The organism is Leclercia sp. EC_58 (genome assembly GCF_019584355.1).
GTDB lineage: Bacteria > Pseudomonadota > Gammaproteobacteria > Enterobacterales > Enterobacteriaceae > Enterobacter.
This window is the reverse complement of the sequence record NZ_VDAM01000001.1, coordinates 2,477,800-2,495,527: the sequence shown is the minus strand read 5'-3', so window position 1 is coordinate 2,495,527 and position 17,728 is coordinate 2,477,800. Positions and strand designations below refer to the sequence as shown.

Below are 17,728 nucleotides of genomic sequence, written 5' to 3'. Positions count from 1 at the left end.
GAAAAGGAGTAAGACCATGTTGAGCCTGCGTGCCGTTAATCAGTATTACGGGGATCGCCACACCCTGTGGAACGTTGACCTCGATCTGCCGCCCGGCGTCTGTACCGGGGTGGTCGGGCTGCCCGGAATGGGGAAAACCACCCTCGTAAACTGCATTGCCGGCCTGCTGCCTATCGCCAGCGGTACGATGGTCTGGCATGACGCCGGAGCTTCTCCTTGTGAGTGGCTTCCGGGCACGGAAATTGGCTTTGTCCCACAGGACAGGCGGATTTTTTCCCAGCTGACGGTAGAAGAGAACCTGCATATCGCGCGGATGGCAAAAGGGAATGTGGGCGGGCCGGTGAGTAGCGAAATTTTTGAGTTCTTTCCGGAACTTTACCCGCTACGCCAGCAGCGGGCGTCAGGGCTGAACGACGACCAGCAGTACCAGCTGGCACTGGCGAACGCGCTGGTCACTCGCCCTCGCCTGCTGATCCTCGACGAGCCCAGCCGTGGCGCCAGCCCGCTGTTTAGCATCAGGCTGGCGCAGCTGCTGCTGAGGTTTAACCGCGAACTGGGACTAACGGTGCTGCTGGCCGAGCAGCACCTGTCGCTCATCCGCCGGGTGGCGGAGCGCTTCTGCCTGCTATACCGTGGGCGAAACGTGGCCCAGGGCCGCGTCAGCGAGCTGGATGACCCGCTTATTGTCCACTGGATGGGGCCGACGGCGCCAGTGCGCTGAGAGAGAGATAACGCCCGATATCCGCCGTGTCGGCCTGCTCGCCAAGCCAGGGGATTTCGCCCAGCAGCGGTGCAGGCAGTACGCGTTTCAGCGTTGCCATGTATTCGCCATGACGCTTACCGGGCGGCACCACCCCGTTCGCCACCCAGCCTGCAAAATTCAGCCCCGCCTGGCGGATCGCCTGGACGGTGAGCATGGCGTGGTTGATACAGCCCAGCTTCACCCCCACAACCAGGATCACCGGCAGGCGCTCGGCGATCGCCCAGTCGGCGAAGGTCTGCTCCGTGGAGAGCGGCGTAAACCAGCCGCCCGCCCCTTCCACCAGCACCCAGTCGGCCTGGCTTTCCAGCGCGCGTAGCCCGGCTGAAAGCACGCTAAACTCGATGGGACGCTGCTCTTCCGCGCTGACGATATGCGGCGAGGTGGGCTCGGCGAAGGTGTAAGGGTTCACCGCCGGGTAGCTCAGCGCCACGCTGCTGTTGCGCTGTAACGCCAGCGCATCGCTGTTACGCAGCCCTTCCGCGGTCATTTCGCTGCCCGAGGCCACGGGCTTATACCCGGCGGTGTTGCGCCCCAGCGTCCGCGCCGCCTGTAGCAGGGCGGTGCTGGCGACGGTTTTTCCGACCTCGGTGTCGGTGCCGGTGACAAAATAGCGTTCAGTCACGTTCGATAATCCCATGAAAAAGTTGATAAGAGAGCGGGTATTTGCCATCACGCTGCGGCCAGGCCTGCGCCAGGTTCTGCAGCTGTCCCCGGGTTAAGGGCCTGGCGGCCCGCCCGGCGTGCAGATGGGTAGCGCCGATCCCTTTCAGGGAGTGCATGGCGCTAAGCGCATCGTCAAAGTGCAGCGTGACGGTCTGGACCGCACAGCGGTGCCGCCAGCCATCGAGGGCATTGTTTACCTCTTCCCGGCTCAGAAAGCGGTTGGTGTGCGGCTGCGTATCTACCGCCTGCCAGGCCTGCTTCAGCTCCGGCAGGGAGCCGTTCAGCAGCGTGGTAAAGGCCACCCTGCCCCCGGGCTTCGCCACGCGCCAGAGCTCCGCCAGCGCCTGCGGCAGGCTGGCGCACCACTGCACCGCCAGATGGCTCCAGACCAGGCTGAACTGCGCATCCGCCAGCGGAATGGCTTCGATATCCGCCTGCAGATAGTGGTCGGCCGCCCGGTTGCGGCGCGCTTCCTCCAGCATCGGGCCGCTGAGATCCATCGCCGTCACCACGCTGCCACTTCTGCGCCAGGCGAGGCTGTTGCTGCCCGGGCCACAGCCGGCGTCCAGCACGCTGGGGAAGGTGTTTTTTGCGAGCAGCGCCCGCAGCCCGTCGGCACTTTGCCGCTGGAGCGCGTCGTGACGGGAATAGCTCTGCGCCGCCCGGCCAAAGGCGGCGGCAATGGCCTGTTTATTCACTTGCGACATGCAGCGCCTCCAGTAACGCGGTGATGTCTGCCGCTTCATGGGCCGCCGTCAGGGTCAGGCGTAAGCGCGCCGTGCCTGCCGGTACGGTGGGCGGACGAATGGCCGTCACCCAGATCCCCTTCTCTCTGAGGGTCTGTGCCAGATGCAGGGCGCGCGCGTTTTCGCCCACAATCAGCGGCTGAATGGCGCTTTGCGACGCGGTGATCTCAAGCGGAAGGCCGCTCACGCCTGCGCGGAACTGGCTGATAAGCGCCGAGAGCCGCTGCCGCCGCGCATCGCCTTCGTCGCTGCGAATAAGGTTAAAGGCTGCCAGTAGCGCCACCGCCTGGGCAGGCGGCATGCTGGTGCTGTAGATGAGATGGCGGGCAAACTGCAACAGATAGTCGGCCACCGGGTCGCTGCACAGTACCGCCGCGCCGCTGATACCCACGCCTTTGCCAAAGGTGACCACCAGCAGCTCGGGTTTGACGCCCAGATGGGCCGCACTGCCGCGCCCTTCTGGGCCGGTGACGCCAATGCCGTGGGCATCGTCCACCAGCAGCCAGCTCCCCTTACGGCGGGCCGCCGCATGGATATCGCCCAGCGGGGCGCTGTCGCCATCCATGCTGAAGATCCCCTCGGTCACCACCAGCTGCTGGCCCTCGCAGGGTTTATCCAGCAGCGAAGCGAGCTGAGCGGCATCGTTATGGGCGAAGCGCCGGAGCTGGGCCGGGCTGTGACTGGCCGCTTCCAGCAGGGAGGCGTGGCTTAAACGGTCGGCCACGATGCGATCGTCCTTGCCGGTCAGGGCTGCAATCAGCGCCTGATTGGCAGCAAAGCCGGAGATAAACAGCAGCGCCCGCGGGTAACCGAGCCAGTCGGCAAGCTGCTCCTCCAGCGCCCGGTGAGCGCGGGTATAGCCGCTGACGTGGCCGGAGCCGCCGCTGCCCACGCCATACTGCTCCGCCCCCTGTTGCCAGGCGCGGATAAGGGCCGGATGCTGGCTCAGGCCGAGATAGTCGTTGCTGGAAAAATTAGAGTAGCGCCGCTGGTCGCAGGTGAGAAAACGGCCTGCGCCGTTTTCTACCGGGGTGCGCACGCGCAGCGCCTCTGCCGCCCGATGGGCATCAAGGGCAGCATCAATACGTTGCTGCCAGGTCATAGCATCGCCGCGTTATAGAACTGGTCGGTATCGGCGTTGAAAAGCTGCTGTTCCAGCTGGTGCTGCTGTTCGTTATCGCCAGTGAGAACCGCGGTCTGCTGCGGATTTAGCCCCAGCTTGCGGAACAGCTGGACATCTTTGTCCTCTTCCGGGTTCGGGGTGGTGAGCAGTTTGCAGCCGTAGAAGATGGAGTTGGCCCCGGCCATAAAGCACATCGCCTGGGTCTGCTCGTTCATCTGCTCGCGGCCCGCCGAGAGGCGCACATAGGAGGTTGGCATCATCACCCGCGCCACCGCAATGGTGCGGATAAAGTCAAAGGCGTCGACGTCGTCGTTATCGGCCAGCGGGGTGCCCTTCACCTTCACCAGCATGTTGATCGGCACGCTTTCCGGCGGCGTGGGCAGGTTCGCCAACTGCAACAGCAGACCGGCGCGGTCGGTGACTGTTTCGCCTAAGCCCACGATGCCGCCCGAGCAGACCTTAATGCCCGCCTCACGCACTTTATCCAGCGTGTCCAGCCGCTCCTGGTAGGTACGGGTGGTGATGATGTTGCCGTAGAACTCCGGGGAGGTATCGAGGTTGTGGTTGTAATAATCGAGCCCCGCCGAGGCCAGGCGCTGCGCCTGGCTGTCATCCAGCGTGCCGAGGGTCATGCAGGCCTCGAGGCCCATCGCCTTAACGCCCTGCACCATCTGTTCGAGGTAAGGCATGTCGCGCTCGTGCGGGTTTTTCCACGCCGCGCCCATGCAGAAGCGGGTCGAACCGGCGTTTTTCGCCTGGCGGGCCGACTCCAGCACCTGCTCCACCTCCATCAGCCGCTCGGATTCGAGGCCGGTTTTGTAGCGCGCACTTTGCGGGCAGTATTTACAGTCTTCCGGGCAGGCGCCGGTCTTGATCGACAGCAGCGTACTGACCTGAATCTGCTGCGGATCGAAGTGCTGACGGTGAATCTGCTGCGCTTCAAACAGCAGTTCAAGGAGGGGTTTTTCAAATAATGCAGTGACTTGCGACATTGTCCAGCGAGTCTGGTGAGCCATGGGGCATCTCCAAAGGGGTTTAGTTCAGTGTGGTTTCGGTTTATACTTGTAAACCTAAATGTTTTCAAAATGGTTTACAAGTCGATTATGACAACGGACGATCTCGCCTTCGATCGGCAACATATCTGGCACCCTTACACCTCCATGACCCAGCCCCTGCCGGTTTATCCGGTGACGGAAGCCCACGGCTGCGAGCTGACGCTGGCCAGCGGCGAACAGCTGGTAGACGGCATGTCCTCATGGTGGGCGGCCATTCACGGCTACAATCACCCCCGGCTGAACGCCGCGATGAAAGCGCAGATTGACCGCATGTCGCACGTGATGTTCGGCGGGATCACCCATCCTCCCGCGGTGGATCTCTGCCGTCGGCTGGTGGCGATGACCCCCGACGCGCTGGAGTGCGTATTCCTGGCCGACTCCGGCTCGGTGGCGGTGGAGGTGGCGATGAAAATGGCGTTGCAGTACTGGCACGCCAAAGGGGAATCCCGCCAGCGGTTCCTCACCTTCCGCAACGGCTATCATGGCGACACCTTCGGGGCGATGTCGGCCTGCGATCCCGACAACTCGATGCACAGCCTGTGGAAGGGCTACCTGCCGGAAAACCTCTTTGCCCCGGCGCCGCAGAGCCGCTTTGACGGAGAGTGGGATGAGATGGACATGGTCGGTTTCGCCCGCCTGATGGCCGCCCATCGCCACGAGATTGCCGCGGTGATCCTCGAGCCCATCGTGCAGGGGGCGGGCGGCATGCGCATCTACCATCCGGAATGGCTGAAGCGCATCCGCCGGATGTGCGACCGGGAAGGTATCCTGCTGATTGCCGACGAGATTGCCACCGGCTTCGGGCGCACCGGCAAACTGTTTGCCTGCGAGCACGCGGGGATTACGCCGGACATTCTCTGCCTCGGCAAAGCCCTGACCGGCGGCACCATGACCCTCTCTGCCACCCTCACCACCCGCCTGGTGGCCGAGACCATCAGCAACGGCGAGGCGGGCTGCTTTATGCACGGCCCGACCTTTATGGGTAACCCGCTGGCCTGCGCCGTCGCCAGTGAAAGTCTGGCATTGCTGGAGAGCGGCGAGTGGCAGACTCAGGTGGCCGCCATCGAAGCCCAGTTGAAGGATGAACTGGCGGCGGCGCGGGAGGCAGAATGTGTCGCCGACGTGCGGGTGCTGGGGGCCATCGGCGTCGTCGAAACGACCCATCCGGTGAATATGGCGGCGCTGCAACGCTTCTTTGTGGCGCGCGGCGTCTGGGTGCGGCCGTTCGGCAAGCTAATCTATCTGATGCCGCCGTATCTGATCAGCCGTGACCAGCTCAGCAAGCTGACCGCCGCGGTGGTGGATGCCGTACAGGAACCTGCGCACTTTGCGATCTAGTTTATGCGTTACACTTCTGGCTGAGCTTATTACGGAGGAACAGTATGAAACTCATCAGTAAGGATCTGCGCGACGGCGATAAACTCCCGCTGCGCCACGTGTTTAACGGTATGGGTTACGAGGGTGATAACATCTCTCCGCATCTGGCGTGGGACGAGGTGCCGCCGGGCACCAAAAGTTTTGTCGTCACCTGCTACGATCCCGATGCGCCTACCGGCTCCGGCTGGTGGCACTGGATTGTCGCCAATATCCCAGCCGATACCCGCGTGCTGCCGCAGGGGTCAGGCTCGTCGCTGGTAGCGCTGCCGGAGGGAGCCATAGAGACCCGCACCGATTTTGGCAAAGCGGGATATGGCGGCGCGGCGCCCCCTAAGGGCGAAACCCATCGCTATATCTTTACGGTGCATGCCCTGGACGTGGAAAAAATCGAGGTGGATGAAGAAGCGAGCGGTGCGATGGTGGGCTTTAACGTCCATTTCCACACCCTGGCGAGTGCATCCATTACGGCGATGTATTCGTAAAAAAGCAGGCCTGGAAACCGCACAAAACCGTAGGCCCGTGCAAGCGCAGCGCCGCCGGGCATTTGCCGGGTGGCGGCTTCGCCTTACCCGGCCTACGTTGGCATTTGTAGGCCCGGTAAGCGTAGCGCCACCGGGCGTGTTTTACAGGAAGGCCGGTAACATCCCCGCCAGACTCCCTTTCTTCAGCAGTTCCATCGCCGCATCAATATCCGGGGCGAAGAAGCGGTCATCATCATAGTGCGCCACCTGCTCCCGCAGGATATGACGCGCCTGCTCCAGCAGCGGGCTGGAGGTGAGGCCATCACGCAAATCGCAGCCCTGCGCTGCCGCCAGCCACTCGACCGCCAGCACGCCACGGGTATTGCCCGCCATCTCCCACAAACGACGACCTGCCGCCGGAGCCATTGAGACATGGTCTTCCTGGTTGGCAGAGGTGGGCAGGCTGTCCACGCTGTGTGGGTGCGACAGCGCTTTGTTCTCGCTCGCCAGCGCCGCGGCGGTGACCTGAGCAATCATAAAGCCGGAGTTCACCCCGCCGTTGCGTACCAGGAACGGCGGCAGCTGGGACATATGTTTATCCATCATCAGCGCAATACGGCGTTCAGAGAGCGCACCGATCTCGGCAATCGCCAGGGCCAGATTATCCGCCGCCATCGCCACCGGTTCGGCGTGGAAGTTGCCGCCGGAGACCACCTCACTTTCCGCCGCGAAGACCAGCGGGTTATCGGAGACGGCATTAGATTCCACCAGCAGGACCTCTGCCACCTGGCGCATCTGCGTCAGGCAGGCGCCCATCACCTGCGGCTGACAGCGCAGGGAGTAGGGATCCTGCACCTTGTCGCAGTTGTGATGCGACTCGGCAATGGCGCTGGTGTCGGTCAGAACGTAGCGGAACAGCGCTGCGGCGTCGATCTGCCCGCGCTGGCCGCGCACCTCGTGGATACGGGCATCAAATGGACGACGGGAGCCGAGCACCGCTTCGGTGGTCAGCGCCCCGCAGACCACCGCCGAGGCAAAGAGATCTTCGGCTTCAAACAGGCCGCGCAGGGCAAAGGCGGTGGAGGCCTGGGTGCCGTTCAGCAGGGCCAGCCCCTCTTTTGCCGCCAGCGTCACCGGGGCCAGCCCCGCTTTTTGCAGGGCGGTGGCGGCCGGGAGCCATTCGCCACGGTAGCGGGCTTTGCCTTCGCCGAGCAGGGTCAGAGACATGTGCGCCAGCGGCGCCAGATCGCCAGATGCCCCCACCGAGCCTTTGGCCGGGATCCACGGGTAGACGCCCGCATTGACCATGGCAATCAGCGCTTCAATCACGCTCAGGCGGATGCCGGAGAAACCGCGCGCCAGGCTGTTGATCTTCAGCACCATCATCAGGCGCACCATGTCATCATCCAGCGGGTCGCCCACGCCCGCCGCGTGGGACAGCACCAGCGAACGTTGCAGATTTTCCAGATCGTGGGTGGCGATGCGCGTCTGCGCCAGCAGGCCAAACCCGGTGTTGATGCCGTAGGCGGTGCGCCCTTCGGCGACAATGGCTTCCACGCAGGCGACGCTGTCGTTAATCGCCTTATGGGCCGCCTCATCGAGCGTCAACTGGTGCGGCTGCTGCCAGATCTGGCGCAGCTGGGCCAGGGTCAGGGAGCCGGGCGTCAGGGTTAAGGCGTTCATTAGTGCTTTCCTTGTGTGGCCGCGATCATCGGCAGGTTGAGCCCCTGCTCTTTCGCGCAGTCAATGGCAATGTCATACCCGGCATCGGCATGGCGCATAACGCCTGTCGCCGGATCGTTGTGCAGGACGCGGGCAATACGGGCCGCGGCTTCATCGGTGCCGTCGCAGACGATCACCATCCCGGCATGCTGGGAGAAGCCCATGCCCACCCCGCCGCCGTGGTGCAGCGAAACCCAGGTGGCGCCGCTGGCGGTGTTGAGCAGCGCGTTCAGTAGCGGCCAGTCTGAGACCGCGTCGGAGCCGTCCTGCATCGCTTCAGTTTCGCGGTTCGGGCTGGCTACCGAGCCGGAGTCGAGGTGATCGCGACCAATGACGATGGGCGCGGAGACTTCACCGCTGCGCACCATTTCGTTGAAGGCCAGGCCCAGCTTCTGGCGCCACTCCAGCCCAACCCAGCAGATCCGCGCCGGCAGCCCCTGGAAGTTGATGCGCTCGCGGGCCATGTCCAGCCAGTGATGGAGGTGCTCATCATCGGCGACAATCTCTTTCACTTTGGCGTCGGTTTTGTAGATGTCTTCCGGATCGCCGGAGAGGGCTACCCAGCGGAACGGGCCAATCCCGCGGCAGAACAGCGGACGGATATAGGCCGGGACAAAGCCCGGGAAGTCGAAGGCGTTGGTCACGCCCATCTCTTTTGCCATCTGGCGGATGTTATTGCCGTAGTCGAAGGTCGGTACGCCCTGCTGGCTGAAGGCCAGCATCGCGTTAACGTGGTCAGCCATGGAACGCTTCGCCGCCAGTACGGTGCTTTCTGGATCCTGCTGCGCTTTCTGCTGGTACTCTTCCCAGCTCCAGCCTTTTGGCAGGTAGCCGTGCAGCGGATCGTGGGCGCTGGTCTGGTCGGTGACCAGGTCCGGGCGCACGCCGCGCGCCACCAGTTCCGGTACGATGTCGGCGACGTTGCCGCACAGGGCAATGGAGACGGCCCGTCCCTCGGCGGTATATTTCTGGATGCGCGCCAGGGCGTCGTCAAGCGTTTCGGCCTGCTCATCAACGTAGCGAGTTCGCAGACGGAAATCGATGCGGCTCTGTTGGCACTCAATATTCAGGGAGCAAGCCCCCGCCAGCGTTGCCGCCAGCGGCTGTGCGCCGCCCATGCCGCCTAAGCCCGCGGTGAGCACCCAGCGGCCTTTCAGGGAGCCGTTATAGTGCTGACGGCCCGCTTCGACAAAGGTCTCGTAAGTGCCCTGGACGATGCCCTGGCTGCCAATGTAGATCCAGCTGCCGGCGGTCATCTGGCCATACATCGCCAGCCCTTTCGCATCCAGCTCGTTGAAGTGTTCCCAGGTGGCCCAGTGCGGCACCAGGTTGGAGTTGGCGATCAGCACCCGAGGGGCGTTTTTGTGGGTTTTGAACACCCCGACCGGTTTGCCGGACTGCACCAGCAGGGTTTCGTCGCTTTCCAGTTCGGTAAGCGCGGCGACAATGGCGTCATAGCACGCCCAGTTGCGCGCGGCGCGGCCAATCCCGCCATAGACCACCAGCTCGTGAGGATTCTCCGCCACGTCGGGATCGAGGTTATTCATTAACATGCGCAGCGGGGCTTCGGTGAGCCAGCTTTTGGCAGTCAGCCGGGTGCCACGTGGGGCGCGGATCTCTTGCTGGCGAAACTTACCTGACGACATTGTGTGCTCCTCATTGGGGACAGAATATACAGTAAGATATACTTGTATAGACAAGTGCACACAAGACCGGTTTTAACAATTACGATACATTTTTGTCATATTGCGTCAGCAATCACGCTTTTCGCTTATGACATGAAATGGCCCTGCAGCCGGTAGCGGTTGCCGGGGAACAGCAGCCGGGCATGGGAGACGATGTGGGAGGCTGACCAGGTGCGGCGGTGGATCAGCAGACAGGGATCGTGCTCTTTGATGCGCAGCAGCTCGCACTCCTTCGGCGTGGCCCGCACCGCCTCGACGATATGCTCCCCTTCCGTCAGCGGCGCAACCCGCGACAGATAAGCATGGGGCGTGGTGGTGGTGTAGTCCTGCTGGAGGTAGTCCGGCACCAGCGCGGCATTGACGCAGCGATCCTCTATCTGCACCGGCACGTCGTTTTCATAGTGCAACATCAGGGAGTGAAAGATGCGCGATCCCTCTTTGACGTTCAATGCCACCGCCTGGGCAGCGCTGGCCTGCGTCTCTTCGAGGAACTGCACTTCACACCGGTGCTGATGGTTGCGGGAGGCGATCTCATCGGCAATGCTGCGGATCTCAAACAGTGCCGACTGCCCTTTTGGCTCGGCGACAAAGGTGCCGACCCCTTGCAGACGCACCAGCAGCCCCTCATCGGTCAGCTCCCGCAGCGCGCGGTTGATGGTCATCCGGCTAAAGCCGAACTGGGCCACCAGCTCCGCCTCGGACGGGATACGATCGTGGGGACGCCAGACGCCGGTGGCGATCTGATGGCTGATCGCCTGCTTGACCTTTTCATAGAAAGGGGCTGGCGCACTGGCCTGCTGCTGCGGGGCGCGAGAGAACATAGCAATTCCTTAAGCCGTCATAAAAAATCGAGTATATACAAGCTTTATGCCCACCAGTGAGCGATTTGCCACGCCAGCCGTGCGGCGAGCTTCGCCCCCTGACCGTCGCGATCGAAGCCGGGGCTCAGTTCCACCAGATCGGCCGCCTGCAGTTTGCCGCTGCGACAGATCCGCTCGATGACCGGGAGCAGATCCCGGGCGGGAACCCCCAGCGCGGCGGGGGCCGACACGGCGGGCATCTCCCCGGCAGGCATCACGTCGAGATCGATAGTCAGGTAGACACGGTCTGCCTGTTCAAGAAGCGTTGTGAGCGCGTTCAGCGCCTGCTGCCGGAACTCGAGATCCTCCACCAGCGTAACGTTCAGGCGCGCAGCCTCATCCCACAGCGCCTGGGTATTGGCCGCCCGGCTGACGCCCAGACAGGCATAGTGAAACTCACGCTGCTGCGCGGCGCAGTACCGGGCCAGCTGGCGGAACGGCGTGCCGGATGTCGCCTGACTGGCGTTTCGTAGATCGAGATGGGCATCGAGGTTGACGATCGCCACCCGCTCGCCGGGAAAGGCATCCAGCACGCCGCGACCATGGGCCCAGGCGGTTTCGTGTCCGCCGCCAAAAACTAAAGTGCGCATGCCCGTCTGCTGGCAGGCGGTGACCGTCTCGCTCAGCGCCTGCTGGGCCGCCTCCAGCGCATTGCCCTCTACGCCAATGTTACCCATATCCATCAGCCGATCATGCCCCTGGTGGCTCGCCATGTTCGCCAGCGCCCGGCGTAACACATCCGGCGCCTGTGCGGCGCCGGGGCGTCCCTGATTGCGTCTGACCCCTTCGTCGCAGGCGAAGCCAATCAGGGCGATACCGTCACCGGTCGGCGTTGGCGTATCGCTAAGTTGTACGGTCTGGAACAGGCGCAGCGCGTTGCTGGCCTCGCTGCTGTCGTCACGTCCTTGCCAGACGTCCGGTGAAACCGGCTGCCACAGGCTCATACTGTTTTTCCTCTGAATACGCGCCGATAAAGCGGGTTACGACCCGGCTCATAGACCATCTCCACCGGGTTTTTCGCATCCCAGATGGCCAGATCGGCGACAAACCCCGCCTTCAACTGGCCGTGGGTCTCACCGCGGCCCAGCGCCTTCGCGGCATGCCGGGTGACACCTGCCCACGCCTCTTCCGGGGTTAAGCCAAACTGGACGCAGGCCATGTTCATCGCCAGGTGCAGGCTGGCGAACGGACTGGTGCCCGGGTTGTAGTCGGTGGCGACCGCCATCGGTATCCCTCGCTGGCGTAACAGCGCAACCGGCGGGCGCTGTCGCTCCTGTAAAAAGTAAAATGCGCCGGGGAGTAAGACCGCCACGGTGCCACTCTGCGCCATCGCGTCGACACCAGCCTCGTCGAGATATTCAATATGATCGGCGGAGAGCCCGCGATAGCGGCTGACCAGCGCAGTACCGCCGAGACTGGAGAGCTGCTCAACGTGGCCTTTAATGGGGATGCCCAGCGTCTGCGCCGCCTTGAACACTCGCTCGCTCTGTTCGGGCGTAAACCCGACATTTTCGCAGAACACATCCACAGCTTCGAAGAGCCCTTTTTCCCACAGCGCAGGTAACATGTGCTGACAAACATGGTCGATGTAGGCATCCGGATCGTGGCGATACGCCTTCGGCACGGCGTGCGCCGCCAGCAGCGTCGGGCTGATCTCCACCGGGTTGGTCTGCGCAAGACGCCGGGCCACGCGCAGCATCTTCTCTTCGGATTCGTCATCCAGGCCGTAACCCGACTTTATCTCAAGGGTGGTGACACCCTCGCGCATTAAGCGCTGCAAGCGCTGCTGCGCAAGCTGTTCGAGCTGCTCAGGCGTGCTCTCCCGGGTGGCAGTGACCGTGGCGTTAATCCCGCCGCCCTGGGCGCTGATGGTCTGATAAGAGACCCCGTTGAGTCGCTGCTCCCACTCGGCGGCGCGGTCGCCGCCAAACACCAGATGCGTATGGCAGTCGATCAGGCCCGGCGTCACCAGCCGCCCCTGTAAATCAATGGTATTGGGCAGCTCCTCCGGCAGGTCAGATTCCGGCACGATGGCCAGGATGGTCTCACCGCGCACAATCAATGCCCGGTTTTCCAGCAGGCCATAGGGAGTGTTGTGGTCGGGATCCAGCGTCGCGAGGCGCAGGTTACGCCAGATCAGATCATCAGGATGAAGTTGCAGCATCGGGCTTCCGCTTGTCATGGGTTGTATAGACATTTATTTTCATTCCTGTCGCCCTGTCAATCGCCTTTACCGAGATTGTTATTTATTTGTGACAACTTCCCCGCTAACCACGGGAAGAAAAAGCAACTTTTTGCCTTTTATTCTTCCCGTTTCGCTCAACTTAGTATAAAAAAGCAGGCTATTTCAGTTGTCCCCCTATTGATATGTTTTGCAGGAGCTTCCCTTGAACATTTCCAGGATTTCTCGTCTGGCGCTGGCACTCGCATTTGGCGTGACGTTATCGGCGTGCAGCTCTACCCCGCCGGATCAACTGCCATCAGAGCAGGCTGCGCCGGGCACGGCTTCCCGTCCGATCCTTTCCGCTGACGAAGCGAAAAACTTCCAGCAGGCTCGCTACTTTACGGCCATGGATCCGAACGCGGCGCCGTGGAGTCCTTATGCCATCCGCCTGCCTGAGCAGCCGAACTTTGTGGTTGGCCCGGCGGGAACCCAGGGCGTGACGCACACCTCTATCCAGGCGGCAGTCGATGCTGCCATCGCTAAGCACAGCAGCTCCCGTCAGTACATCGCCATTTTACCGGGCGAATACGAAGGTACCGTCTATGTGCCTGCTGCGCCGGGGAGCGTGACGCTCTACGGTACGGGTGAAAAACCAATTGATGTCAAAATTGGTCTGGCGATCGACTCCGAGATCGACACTGCAACCTGGCGTCGTCTGGTTAACCCGGGTGGTAAATACATGCCGGGCAAACCGGCCTGGTATATGTTCGACCGTTGCCAGAGCAAGCACAGCGCCACCGTTGGCCTGATGTGTTCCGCGGTCTTCTGGTCGCAGAACAACGGCCTGCAACTGCAGAACCTGACCATTGAAAACAATCTGGGTGACAGCGTGGATGCCGGTAACCACCAGGCGGTGGCCCTGCGCAGCGATGGCGATCGGGTCCAAATCGACAAGGTGAACATTCTGGGTCGCCAGAACACCTTCTTCGTCACTAACAGCGGCGTTGACAACACCCTGAAAAACAACCGCATCACCCGTACGCTGGTGACCAACAGCTACATTGAAGGGGATGTGGATATGGTTTCGGGTCGCGGTGCCGTGGTGTTTGATAACACCGATTTCCGCGTCATGAACACCCGTACCCAGCAGGAAGGCTACGTCTTCGCCCCTGCGACGCAGTCCAATCTGTTCTACGGCTTCCTGGCAGTGAACAGCCGCTTTACCGCGATGGGCGACGGCGTGGCGCAGCTTGGCCGCTCCCTGGATGTCGATTCCGCCACTAACGGTCAGGTGGTGATCCGCGACAGCGTGATCAACGAAGGCTTTAATATGGCTAAACCGTGGGGCAACGCCGCCATCTCTCAGCGTCCGTATGCGGGTAACACCGGTGCAGTAGATGAGAAAGGCAACGTGCAGCGTAACCTCAACGACGCTAACTTCAACCGCATGTGGGAATACAACAACCGCGGCGTGGGAAGTAAAGTGATCGCAGAGCCGAAGCAGTAAACGTTTAGCAAAAAGGGGGAGCAACTCCCCCTTTTTGCTGCGGCTGAATGCATCAGGCACCGGTTTTAAGATACGCATCCAGCAGTTGCAGAACTGCAACCATGAGTTGCAGGAACAGAATTATCCATCCCATCATGCTCATACGCCACTCCTTGGGTCAGGAGCACTTCCACTGACTTACCTTTCCGCTGCCTGTCGCCAGTGGGCGTTGGTATTTCCGATATGCTCCACAGTTAAGGCACTGACGGCACCACCCGCCAGCCAGGACTTGAAAGAAACCTGAGTTGCGGAACTGCCCATATCGGCCCAACGGCAACATTGTAGTCGCTGACAACTGGATATAAAAACAGTTTTATGTCGTTTAGGAATTCGTTTAGGTTTAACGGAATGTTATTTAATTTCAATAATATAAAAATAATTATGTCGCACCACTCTCTCTTGCCGGTGTGACTTGATTTTACATAGGGCAAGGTCGGGATTAATATAGCGTGGTTGGTATTTCCGATGTGCTCGCCCGGCTACCACCGGGCATAAAAAAACCTCGCATTCGCGAGGTTTTTTTGTTTCATCCGTTTTAGTGCGCGTTCACCACCACCCACATTGGCCCCTGGCCGACGGCATAACGTCCCTTCTCTTCCAGCAGCCCCTGCTCGCCCTGAATCTCATACAGCGCGATATGGTGCGATTTTTGCCCCGCCGCAATCAGGAATTTACCGCTGTGATCGACGTTAAAGCCGCGCGGCTGCGTTTCGGTTGGCTGGAAGCCTTCGATAGCCAGCACGCTACCATCTTCCGAAACACTGAACACGGTGATCAGGCTGGAGGTACGGTCGCAGGTATAGAGGTGACGGCCATCAGGCGTGATATGGATATCTGCCCCCCAACGGGTATCGGTGAAATCAGACGGCATCATGTCCAGGGTTTGCACACACTCAATCTTACCGTGCGGATCGCGCAGGGCCCAGACGTCTACCGAGCAGTTCAGCTCATTCACCACATAGGCGTACTGCTGATTCGGATGGAAGGCCATATGACGCGGACCGGCCCCTTCAACGGTAGTCACTTCCGCCGGGTTCTGCGCGGTCAGCTTGCCGTCATCGCCCAGCGTAAACAGGCAGATACGATCCTGCTTCAGCGCCGGTACCCACAGGGTGCGGTTATCCGGGGAGATGTTCGCCGAGTGGCACCCTTCCAGCCCTTCAACCACCTCAACGGTTTCACCAGGAATACCGTCATCCAGACGGGTTACGCTGACGCAGCCGGCATTGTAGGAGCCGCTAAAAATGAAGCGTCCCTGCAGATCGGTGGAGATATGCGTCGGGCTGCCCGGCAGCGCGGCTTCGGCCGTGTATGTCAGAGCGCCATCTTCAGGCGAGATACGGTACGCGAGCACGCGGAACTCCGGGCGAACACCCACATACAGGAAACGTTTATCCGGGCTGATTACCATCGGCTGAACCTGGCCGGGAACATCGACAACCTGAACCAGGGTGAGCGAACCTTCGGGATTCAGACGCCAGACATGGATCTGCTGGCTTTCAGGACTGGCGGTATAAACGGTTTGTTTCATGAATGCTCCTTTCCTCACTGCGCGTAAAAGTAATGTACCAGGATAGTCGTTTTTAACGGTGAATGCTGAATTTTAACCAGGAATTTTGCAGCGTTAGTTGCTCGGTGTACCATCTGCGCATCCCCTCCTTTCAACATTAACCCGGAATATCAAATGACCTCGCGTGTGATTGCACTGGATTTAGACGGTACGCTGTTAACGCCGCAAAAAACCCTGCTCCCCTCTTCGCTTGAAGCACTGAAGCGTGCCCAGGAGGTAGGATATCAACTCCTCATCGTTACGGGTCGGCATCACGTTGCTATTCATCCTTTTTATCAGGCACTGGCGTTAGATACACCTGCAATTTGTTGTAATGGAACCTATTTGTATGATTATCAAGCAAAAAAGGTTCTGCAAGCCGATCCTTTACCGGTTCCGCAGGCGCTGCAGCTGATCGATCTGCTTGATGAACATGCCATTCACGGCCTGATGTATGTTGACGACGCGATGCTGTACGAGCGTCCTACCGGCCACGTGATTCGCACCAGCAACTGGGCGCAGGCGCTGCCGGAAGCGCAGCGCCCGGTGTTCACGCAGGTGCCGTCCCTCGCCCAGGCCGCACGTGAGGTCAACGCGATCTGGAAATTTGCCCTGACCGGTGAGGACACAGGCAAACTTAACGACTTTGCCTCACAGGTCGAGCAGACGCTGGGGCTGGAGTGCGAATGGTCATGGCACGATCAGGTGGATATCGCCCGTAAAGGCAACAGCAAGGGGAAACGCCTGACGGAGTATGTGGAATCCATCGGCGGCTCTATGAAAGACGTCATTGCCTTTGGCGATAACTACAATGACATCAGCATGCTGGAAGCGGCTGGCACCGGGGTGGCGATGGGGAATGCGGACGATGCCGTCAAAGCGCGCGCGAACGTGGTGATCGGCGATAACACCACCAACAGCATCGCCGAATTTATCTATACCCGTCTGCTGTGATCAGGTGGTGATGGAGACGCTCTTGATCTGCGCGTAAAGCCAGAGGCCAGGTTTGATCCCCAGTTCATCCCTGGCCCACGGGCTGATGCGGGCCCAGAGCGTGCGGCTGCCAATCTCCAGCTGCACCTCCACCTGGCCGTTGTCGTCGTAACACTGGGCGACTTTGGCGCGCAGAATATTACGGATGCTGCTCTGTAGCGGCGGCTGGAGTACCAGCGAGACATCGGACGCCTGAATGCGAATGCGCAGGTTGGTTTGCAGCGGTTTATCCAGCTTGTTGACCCAGACATGCTGATCCCCGATAGCCAGGGCGGTCATGGCATAGTGCGGATGGTGTTCCAGCACGCTCACCTTCAGAATACTGCTCTGCTGCTCCTGCGGCAGCCAGGGATGCATTACGCTGCTCCCCCACACCTCTTCCAGATTACCGAACGCTTTCACGCTGCCATTTTCCAGCACCAGCACCTTATCGGCCAGATGCAGGATCTCATCCAGCGAATGACTCACATAGAGCATTGGGATGTTGATTTCGCGGGCCAGGCGCTGCAGATAAGGCAGCAGCTCGCGCTTGCGCGGGATATCGAGGGAGGCCAGGGGTTCGTCCAGCAGCAGCAGTTCCGGGGCGGTGAGCAGCGCCCGGCCTATCGCCACGCGTTGCTTTTCCCCGCCCGAAAGCGACGACGGCAGCCGGTCAAGCAGGTGCTCAATGCCCAGCAAAGCCACCAGCTTATCGAACTGCCCGGCCATGCTTTTCGCCATGCCGTAACGCAGGTTGCCCAGCACTTTGTAATGGGGAAACAGCCTGGCGTCCTGGAAGACATAACCAATCCGGCGCTTTTCTGGCGCGAGAAAAATACGCTTTTCGACATCGTTCAGCACCCGATCGTTGAGTACGATCCGCCCCGTCTGAGGTCGCGTTAGCCCGCTTATCGCGTTGATTAGCGACGTTTTGCCCGCGCCGGAGACGCCAAAAATGGCGGTAATGCCGCTGGCAGGCAGGGTTTCGTTGAGAGTCAGGCAGTGATCGCCCAGCGTCTGGGTAAAATTGAGTTCCAGCATG

The 17,728-nt window shown here is 61.0% G+C and carries 17 protein-coding genes; 5 read left to right on the top strand and 12 right to left on the bottom strand.

From position 1 onward, the window contains the following. Positions 1-16 precede the first annotated feature (16 nt). The gene (locus FHC51_RS12235; RefSeq protein WP_220435645.1) at positions 17-721 is read left to right on the top strand and encodes an ABC transporter ATP-binding protein; all 705 of its coding nucleotides are present in this window, start codon (positions 17-19) and stop codon (positions 719-721) included. Here FHC51_RS12235 and bioD read toward each other — a convergent pair. Genes bioD through bioB form a run of 4 tightly spaced genes read right to left on the bottom strand, consistent with a single transcriptional unit; the run spans position 681 to position 4,311 of the window. Then, positions 681-1,385, bottom strand: a complete 705-nt coding sequence (gene bioD, locus FHC51_RS12230) for a dethiobiotin synthase (RefSeq protein ID WP_220435644.1) — start codon at positions 1,383-1,385, stop codon at positions 681-683. The genes FHC51_RS12235 and bioD overlap by 41 nt on opposite strands. Beyond that, positions 1,378-2,133 (bottom strand): malonyl-ACP O-methyltransferase BioC, encoded by a 756-nt coding sequence (gene bioC / locus FHC51_RS12225; RefSeq protein WP_220435643.1) that lies wholly within the window; start codon positions 2,131-2,133, stop codon positions 1,378-1,380. The genes bioD and bioC overlap by 8 nt, the downstream gene beginning before the upstream one ends. Further along, entirely contained in the window at positions 2,117-3,274 is a 1,158-nt protein-coding gene (gene bioF / locus FHC51_RS12220; protein ID WP_220435642.1) for an 8-amino-7-oxononanoate synthase, read from the bottom strand. Before bioF ends, bioC begins: the two co-directional genes overlap by 17 nt. Continuing rightward, complete coding sequence (gene bioB / locus FHC51_RS12215) at positions 3,271-4,311, bottom strand: biotin synthase BioB (RefSeq protein WP_220435641.1); 1,041 nt, start codon at positions 4,309-4,311, stop codon at positions 3,271-3,273. The genes bioF and bioB overlap by 4 nt, the downstream gene beginning before the upstream one ends. A gap of 69 nt (positions 4,312-4,380) precedes the next feature. Between bioB and bioA the strand changes: the two genes are divergently transcribed. Further along, positions 4,381-5,688: an adenosylmethionine--8-amino-7-oxononanoate transaminase gene (gene bioA / locus FHC51_RS12210; RefSeq protein WP_220435640.1), complete on the top strand. Its 1,308-nt coding sequence runs from the start codon at positions 4,381-4,383 to the stop codon at positions 5,686-5,688. Between the two features lie 44 nt (positions 5,689-5,732). After that, positions 5,733-6,209, top strand: coding sequence for a kinase inhibitor (locus tag FHC51_RS12205; RefSeq protein ID WP_220435639.1), 477 nt, complete (start codon positions 5,733-5,735; stop codon positions 6,207-6,209). Between the two features lie 141 nt (positions 6,210-6,350). On the opposite strand, the gene hutH is transcribed toward FHC51_RS12205, so the two are convergent. From hutH to hutI, 5 genes are all read right to left on the bottom strand, one after another. Next, positions 6,351-7,871 (bottom strand): histidine ammonia-lyase, encoded by a 1,521-nt coding sequence (hutH, locus tag FHC51_RS12200; RefSeq protein WP_220435638.1) that lies wholly within the window; start codon positions 7,869-7,871, stop codon positions 6,351-6,353. Continuing rightward, a complete protein-coding gene (hutU, locus tag FHC51_RS12195; RefSeq protein ID WP_220435637.1) occupies positions 7,871-9,556 on the bottom strand; it encodes a urocanate hydratase in 1,686 nt (561 codons plus the stop codon). The genes hutH and hutU overlap by 1 nt, the downstream gene beginning before the upstream one ends. Positions 9,557-9,681: 125 nt before the next feature. Then, positions 9,682-10,416 (bottom strand): histidine utilization repressor, encoded by a 735-nt coding sequence (locus tag FHC51_RS12190; protein WP_103178753.1) that lies wholly within the window; start codon positions 10,414-10,416, stop codon positions 9,682-9,684. Positions 10,417-10,460: 44 nt separating this feature from the next. Further along, entirely contained in the window at positions 10,461-11,399 is a 939-nt protein-coding gene (gene hutG, locus FHC51_RS12185) for a formimidoylglutamase (protein WP_220435636.1), read from the bottom strand. After that, entirely contained in the window at positions 11,396-12,619 is a 1,224-nt protein-coding gene (gene hutI / locus FHC51_RS12180; protein WP_220436686.1) for an imidazolonepropionase, read from the bottom strand. The genes hutG and hutI overlap by 4 nt, the downstream gene beginning before the upstream one ends. 223 nt (positions 12,620-12,842) lie before the next feature. On the opposite strand from hutI, the gene FHC51_RS12175 reads away from it, so the two are divergent. After that, positions 12,843-14,126: a putative acyl-CoA thioester hydrolase gene (locus tag FHC51_RS12175; protein WP_220435635.1), complete on the top strand. Its 1,284-nt coding sequence runs from the start codon at positions 12,843-12,845 to the stop codon at positions 14,124-14,126. Between the two features lie 52 nt (positions 14,127-14,178). On the opposite strand, the gene tisB is transcribed toward FHC51_RS12175, so the two are convergent. Further along, on the bottom strand, positions 14,179-14,268 hold the full coding sequence (gene tisB / locus FHC51_RS12170) for a type I toxin-antitoxin system toxin TisB (RefSeq protein WP_103178749.1): 90 nt from the start codon (positions 14,266-14,268) through the stop codon (positions 14,179-14,181). A gap of 432 nt (positions 14,269-14,700) precedes the next feature. Next, complete coding sequence (pgl, locus tag FHC51_RS12165) at positions 14,701-15,696, bottom strand: 6-phosphogluconolactonase (protein ID WP_220435634.1); 996 nt, start codon at positions 15,694-15,696, stop codon at positions 14,701-14,703. A 153-nt stretch (positions 15,697-15,849) separates the two neighbouring features. Here pgl and FHC51_RS12160 point away from each other — a divergent pair, with 153 nt between their 5' ends. Next, on the top strand, positions 15,850-16,668 hold the full coding sequence (locus FHC51_RS12160; protein WP_220435633.1) for a pyridoxal phosphatase: 819 nt from the start codon (positions 15,850-15,852) through the stop codon (positions 16,666-16,668). Here FHC51_RS12160 and modC read toward each other — a convergent pair whose 3' ends face one another. Continuing rightward, complete coding sequence (modC, locus tag FHC51_RS12155; RefSeq protein WP_103823539.1) at positions 16,669-17,727, bottom strand: molybdenum ABC transporter ATP-binding protein ModC; 1,059 nt, start codon at positions 17,725-17,727, stop codon at positions 16,669-16,671. Between the last annotated feature and the right edge of the window lies 1 nt (position 17,728).

What these genes read in the sequence shown, in the direction of transcription:
- bioF (WP_220435642.1), bottom strand. Translation starts at nt 3,274, where the DNA reads ATGACCTGGCAGCAACGTATTGATGCTGCCCTTGATGCCCATCGGGCG.
- pgl (WP_220435634.1), bottom strand. Translation starts at nt 15,696, where the DNA reads ATGAAACAAACCGTTTATACCGCCAGTCCTGAAAGCCAGCAGATCCAT.
- hutU (WP_220435637.1), bottom strand. Translation starts at nt 9,556, where the DNA reads ATGTCGTCAGGTAAGTTTCGCCAGCAAGAGATCCGCGCCCCACGTGGC.
- tisB (WP_103178749.1), bottom strand. Translation starts at nt 14,268, where the DNA reads ATGAGCATGATGGGATGGATAATTCTGTTCCTGCAACTCATGGTTGCA.
- bioB (WP_220435641.1), bottom strand. Translation starts at nt 4,311, where the DNA reads ATGGCTCACCAGACTCGCTGGACAATGTCGCAAGTCACTGCATTATTT.
- hutH (WP_220435638.1), bottom strand. Translation starts at nt 7,871, where the DNA reads ATGAACGCCTTAACCCTGACGCCCGGCTCCCTGACCCTGGCCCAGCTG.
- FHC51_RS12190 (WP_103178753.1), bottom strand. Translation starts at nt 10,416, where the DNA reads ATGTTCTCTCGCGCCCCGCAGCAGCAGGCCAGTGCGCCAGCCCCTTTC.
- FHC51_RS12205 (WP_220435639.1), top strand. Translation starts at nt 5,733, where the DNA reads ATGAAACTCATCAGTAAGGATCTGCGCGACGGCGATAAACTCCCGCTG.
- modC (WP_103823539.1), bottom strand. Translation starts at nt 17,727, where the DNA reads ATGCTGGAACTCAATTTTACCCAGACGCTGGGCGATCACTGCCTGACT.
- hutI (WP_220436686.1), bottom strand. Translation starts at nt 12,619, where the DNA reads ATGCTGCAACTTCATCCTGATGATCTGATCTGGCGTAACCTGCGCCTC.
- hutG (WP_220435636.1), bottom strand. Translation starts at nt 11,399, where the DNA reads ATGAGCCTGTGGCAGCCGGTTTCACCGGACGTCTGGCAAGGACGTGAC.
- bioC (WP_220435643.1), bottom strand. Translation starts at nt 2,133, where the DNA reads ATGTCGCAAGTGAATAAACAGGCCATTGCCGCCGCCTTTGGCCGGGCG.
- bioA (WP_220435640.1), top strand. Translation starts at nt 4,381, where the DNA reads ATGGTTTACAAGTCGATTATGACAACGGACGATCTCGCCTTCGATCGG.
- FHC51_RS12235 (WP_220435645.1), top strand. Translation starts at nt 17, where the DNA reads ATGTTGAGCCTGCGTGCCGTTAATCAGTATTACGGGGATCGCCACACC.
- FHC51_RS12160 (WP_220435633.1), top strand. Translation starts at nt 15,850, where the DNA reads ATGACCTCGCGTGTGATTGCACTGGATTTAGACGGTACGCTGTTAACG.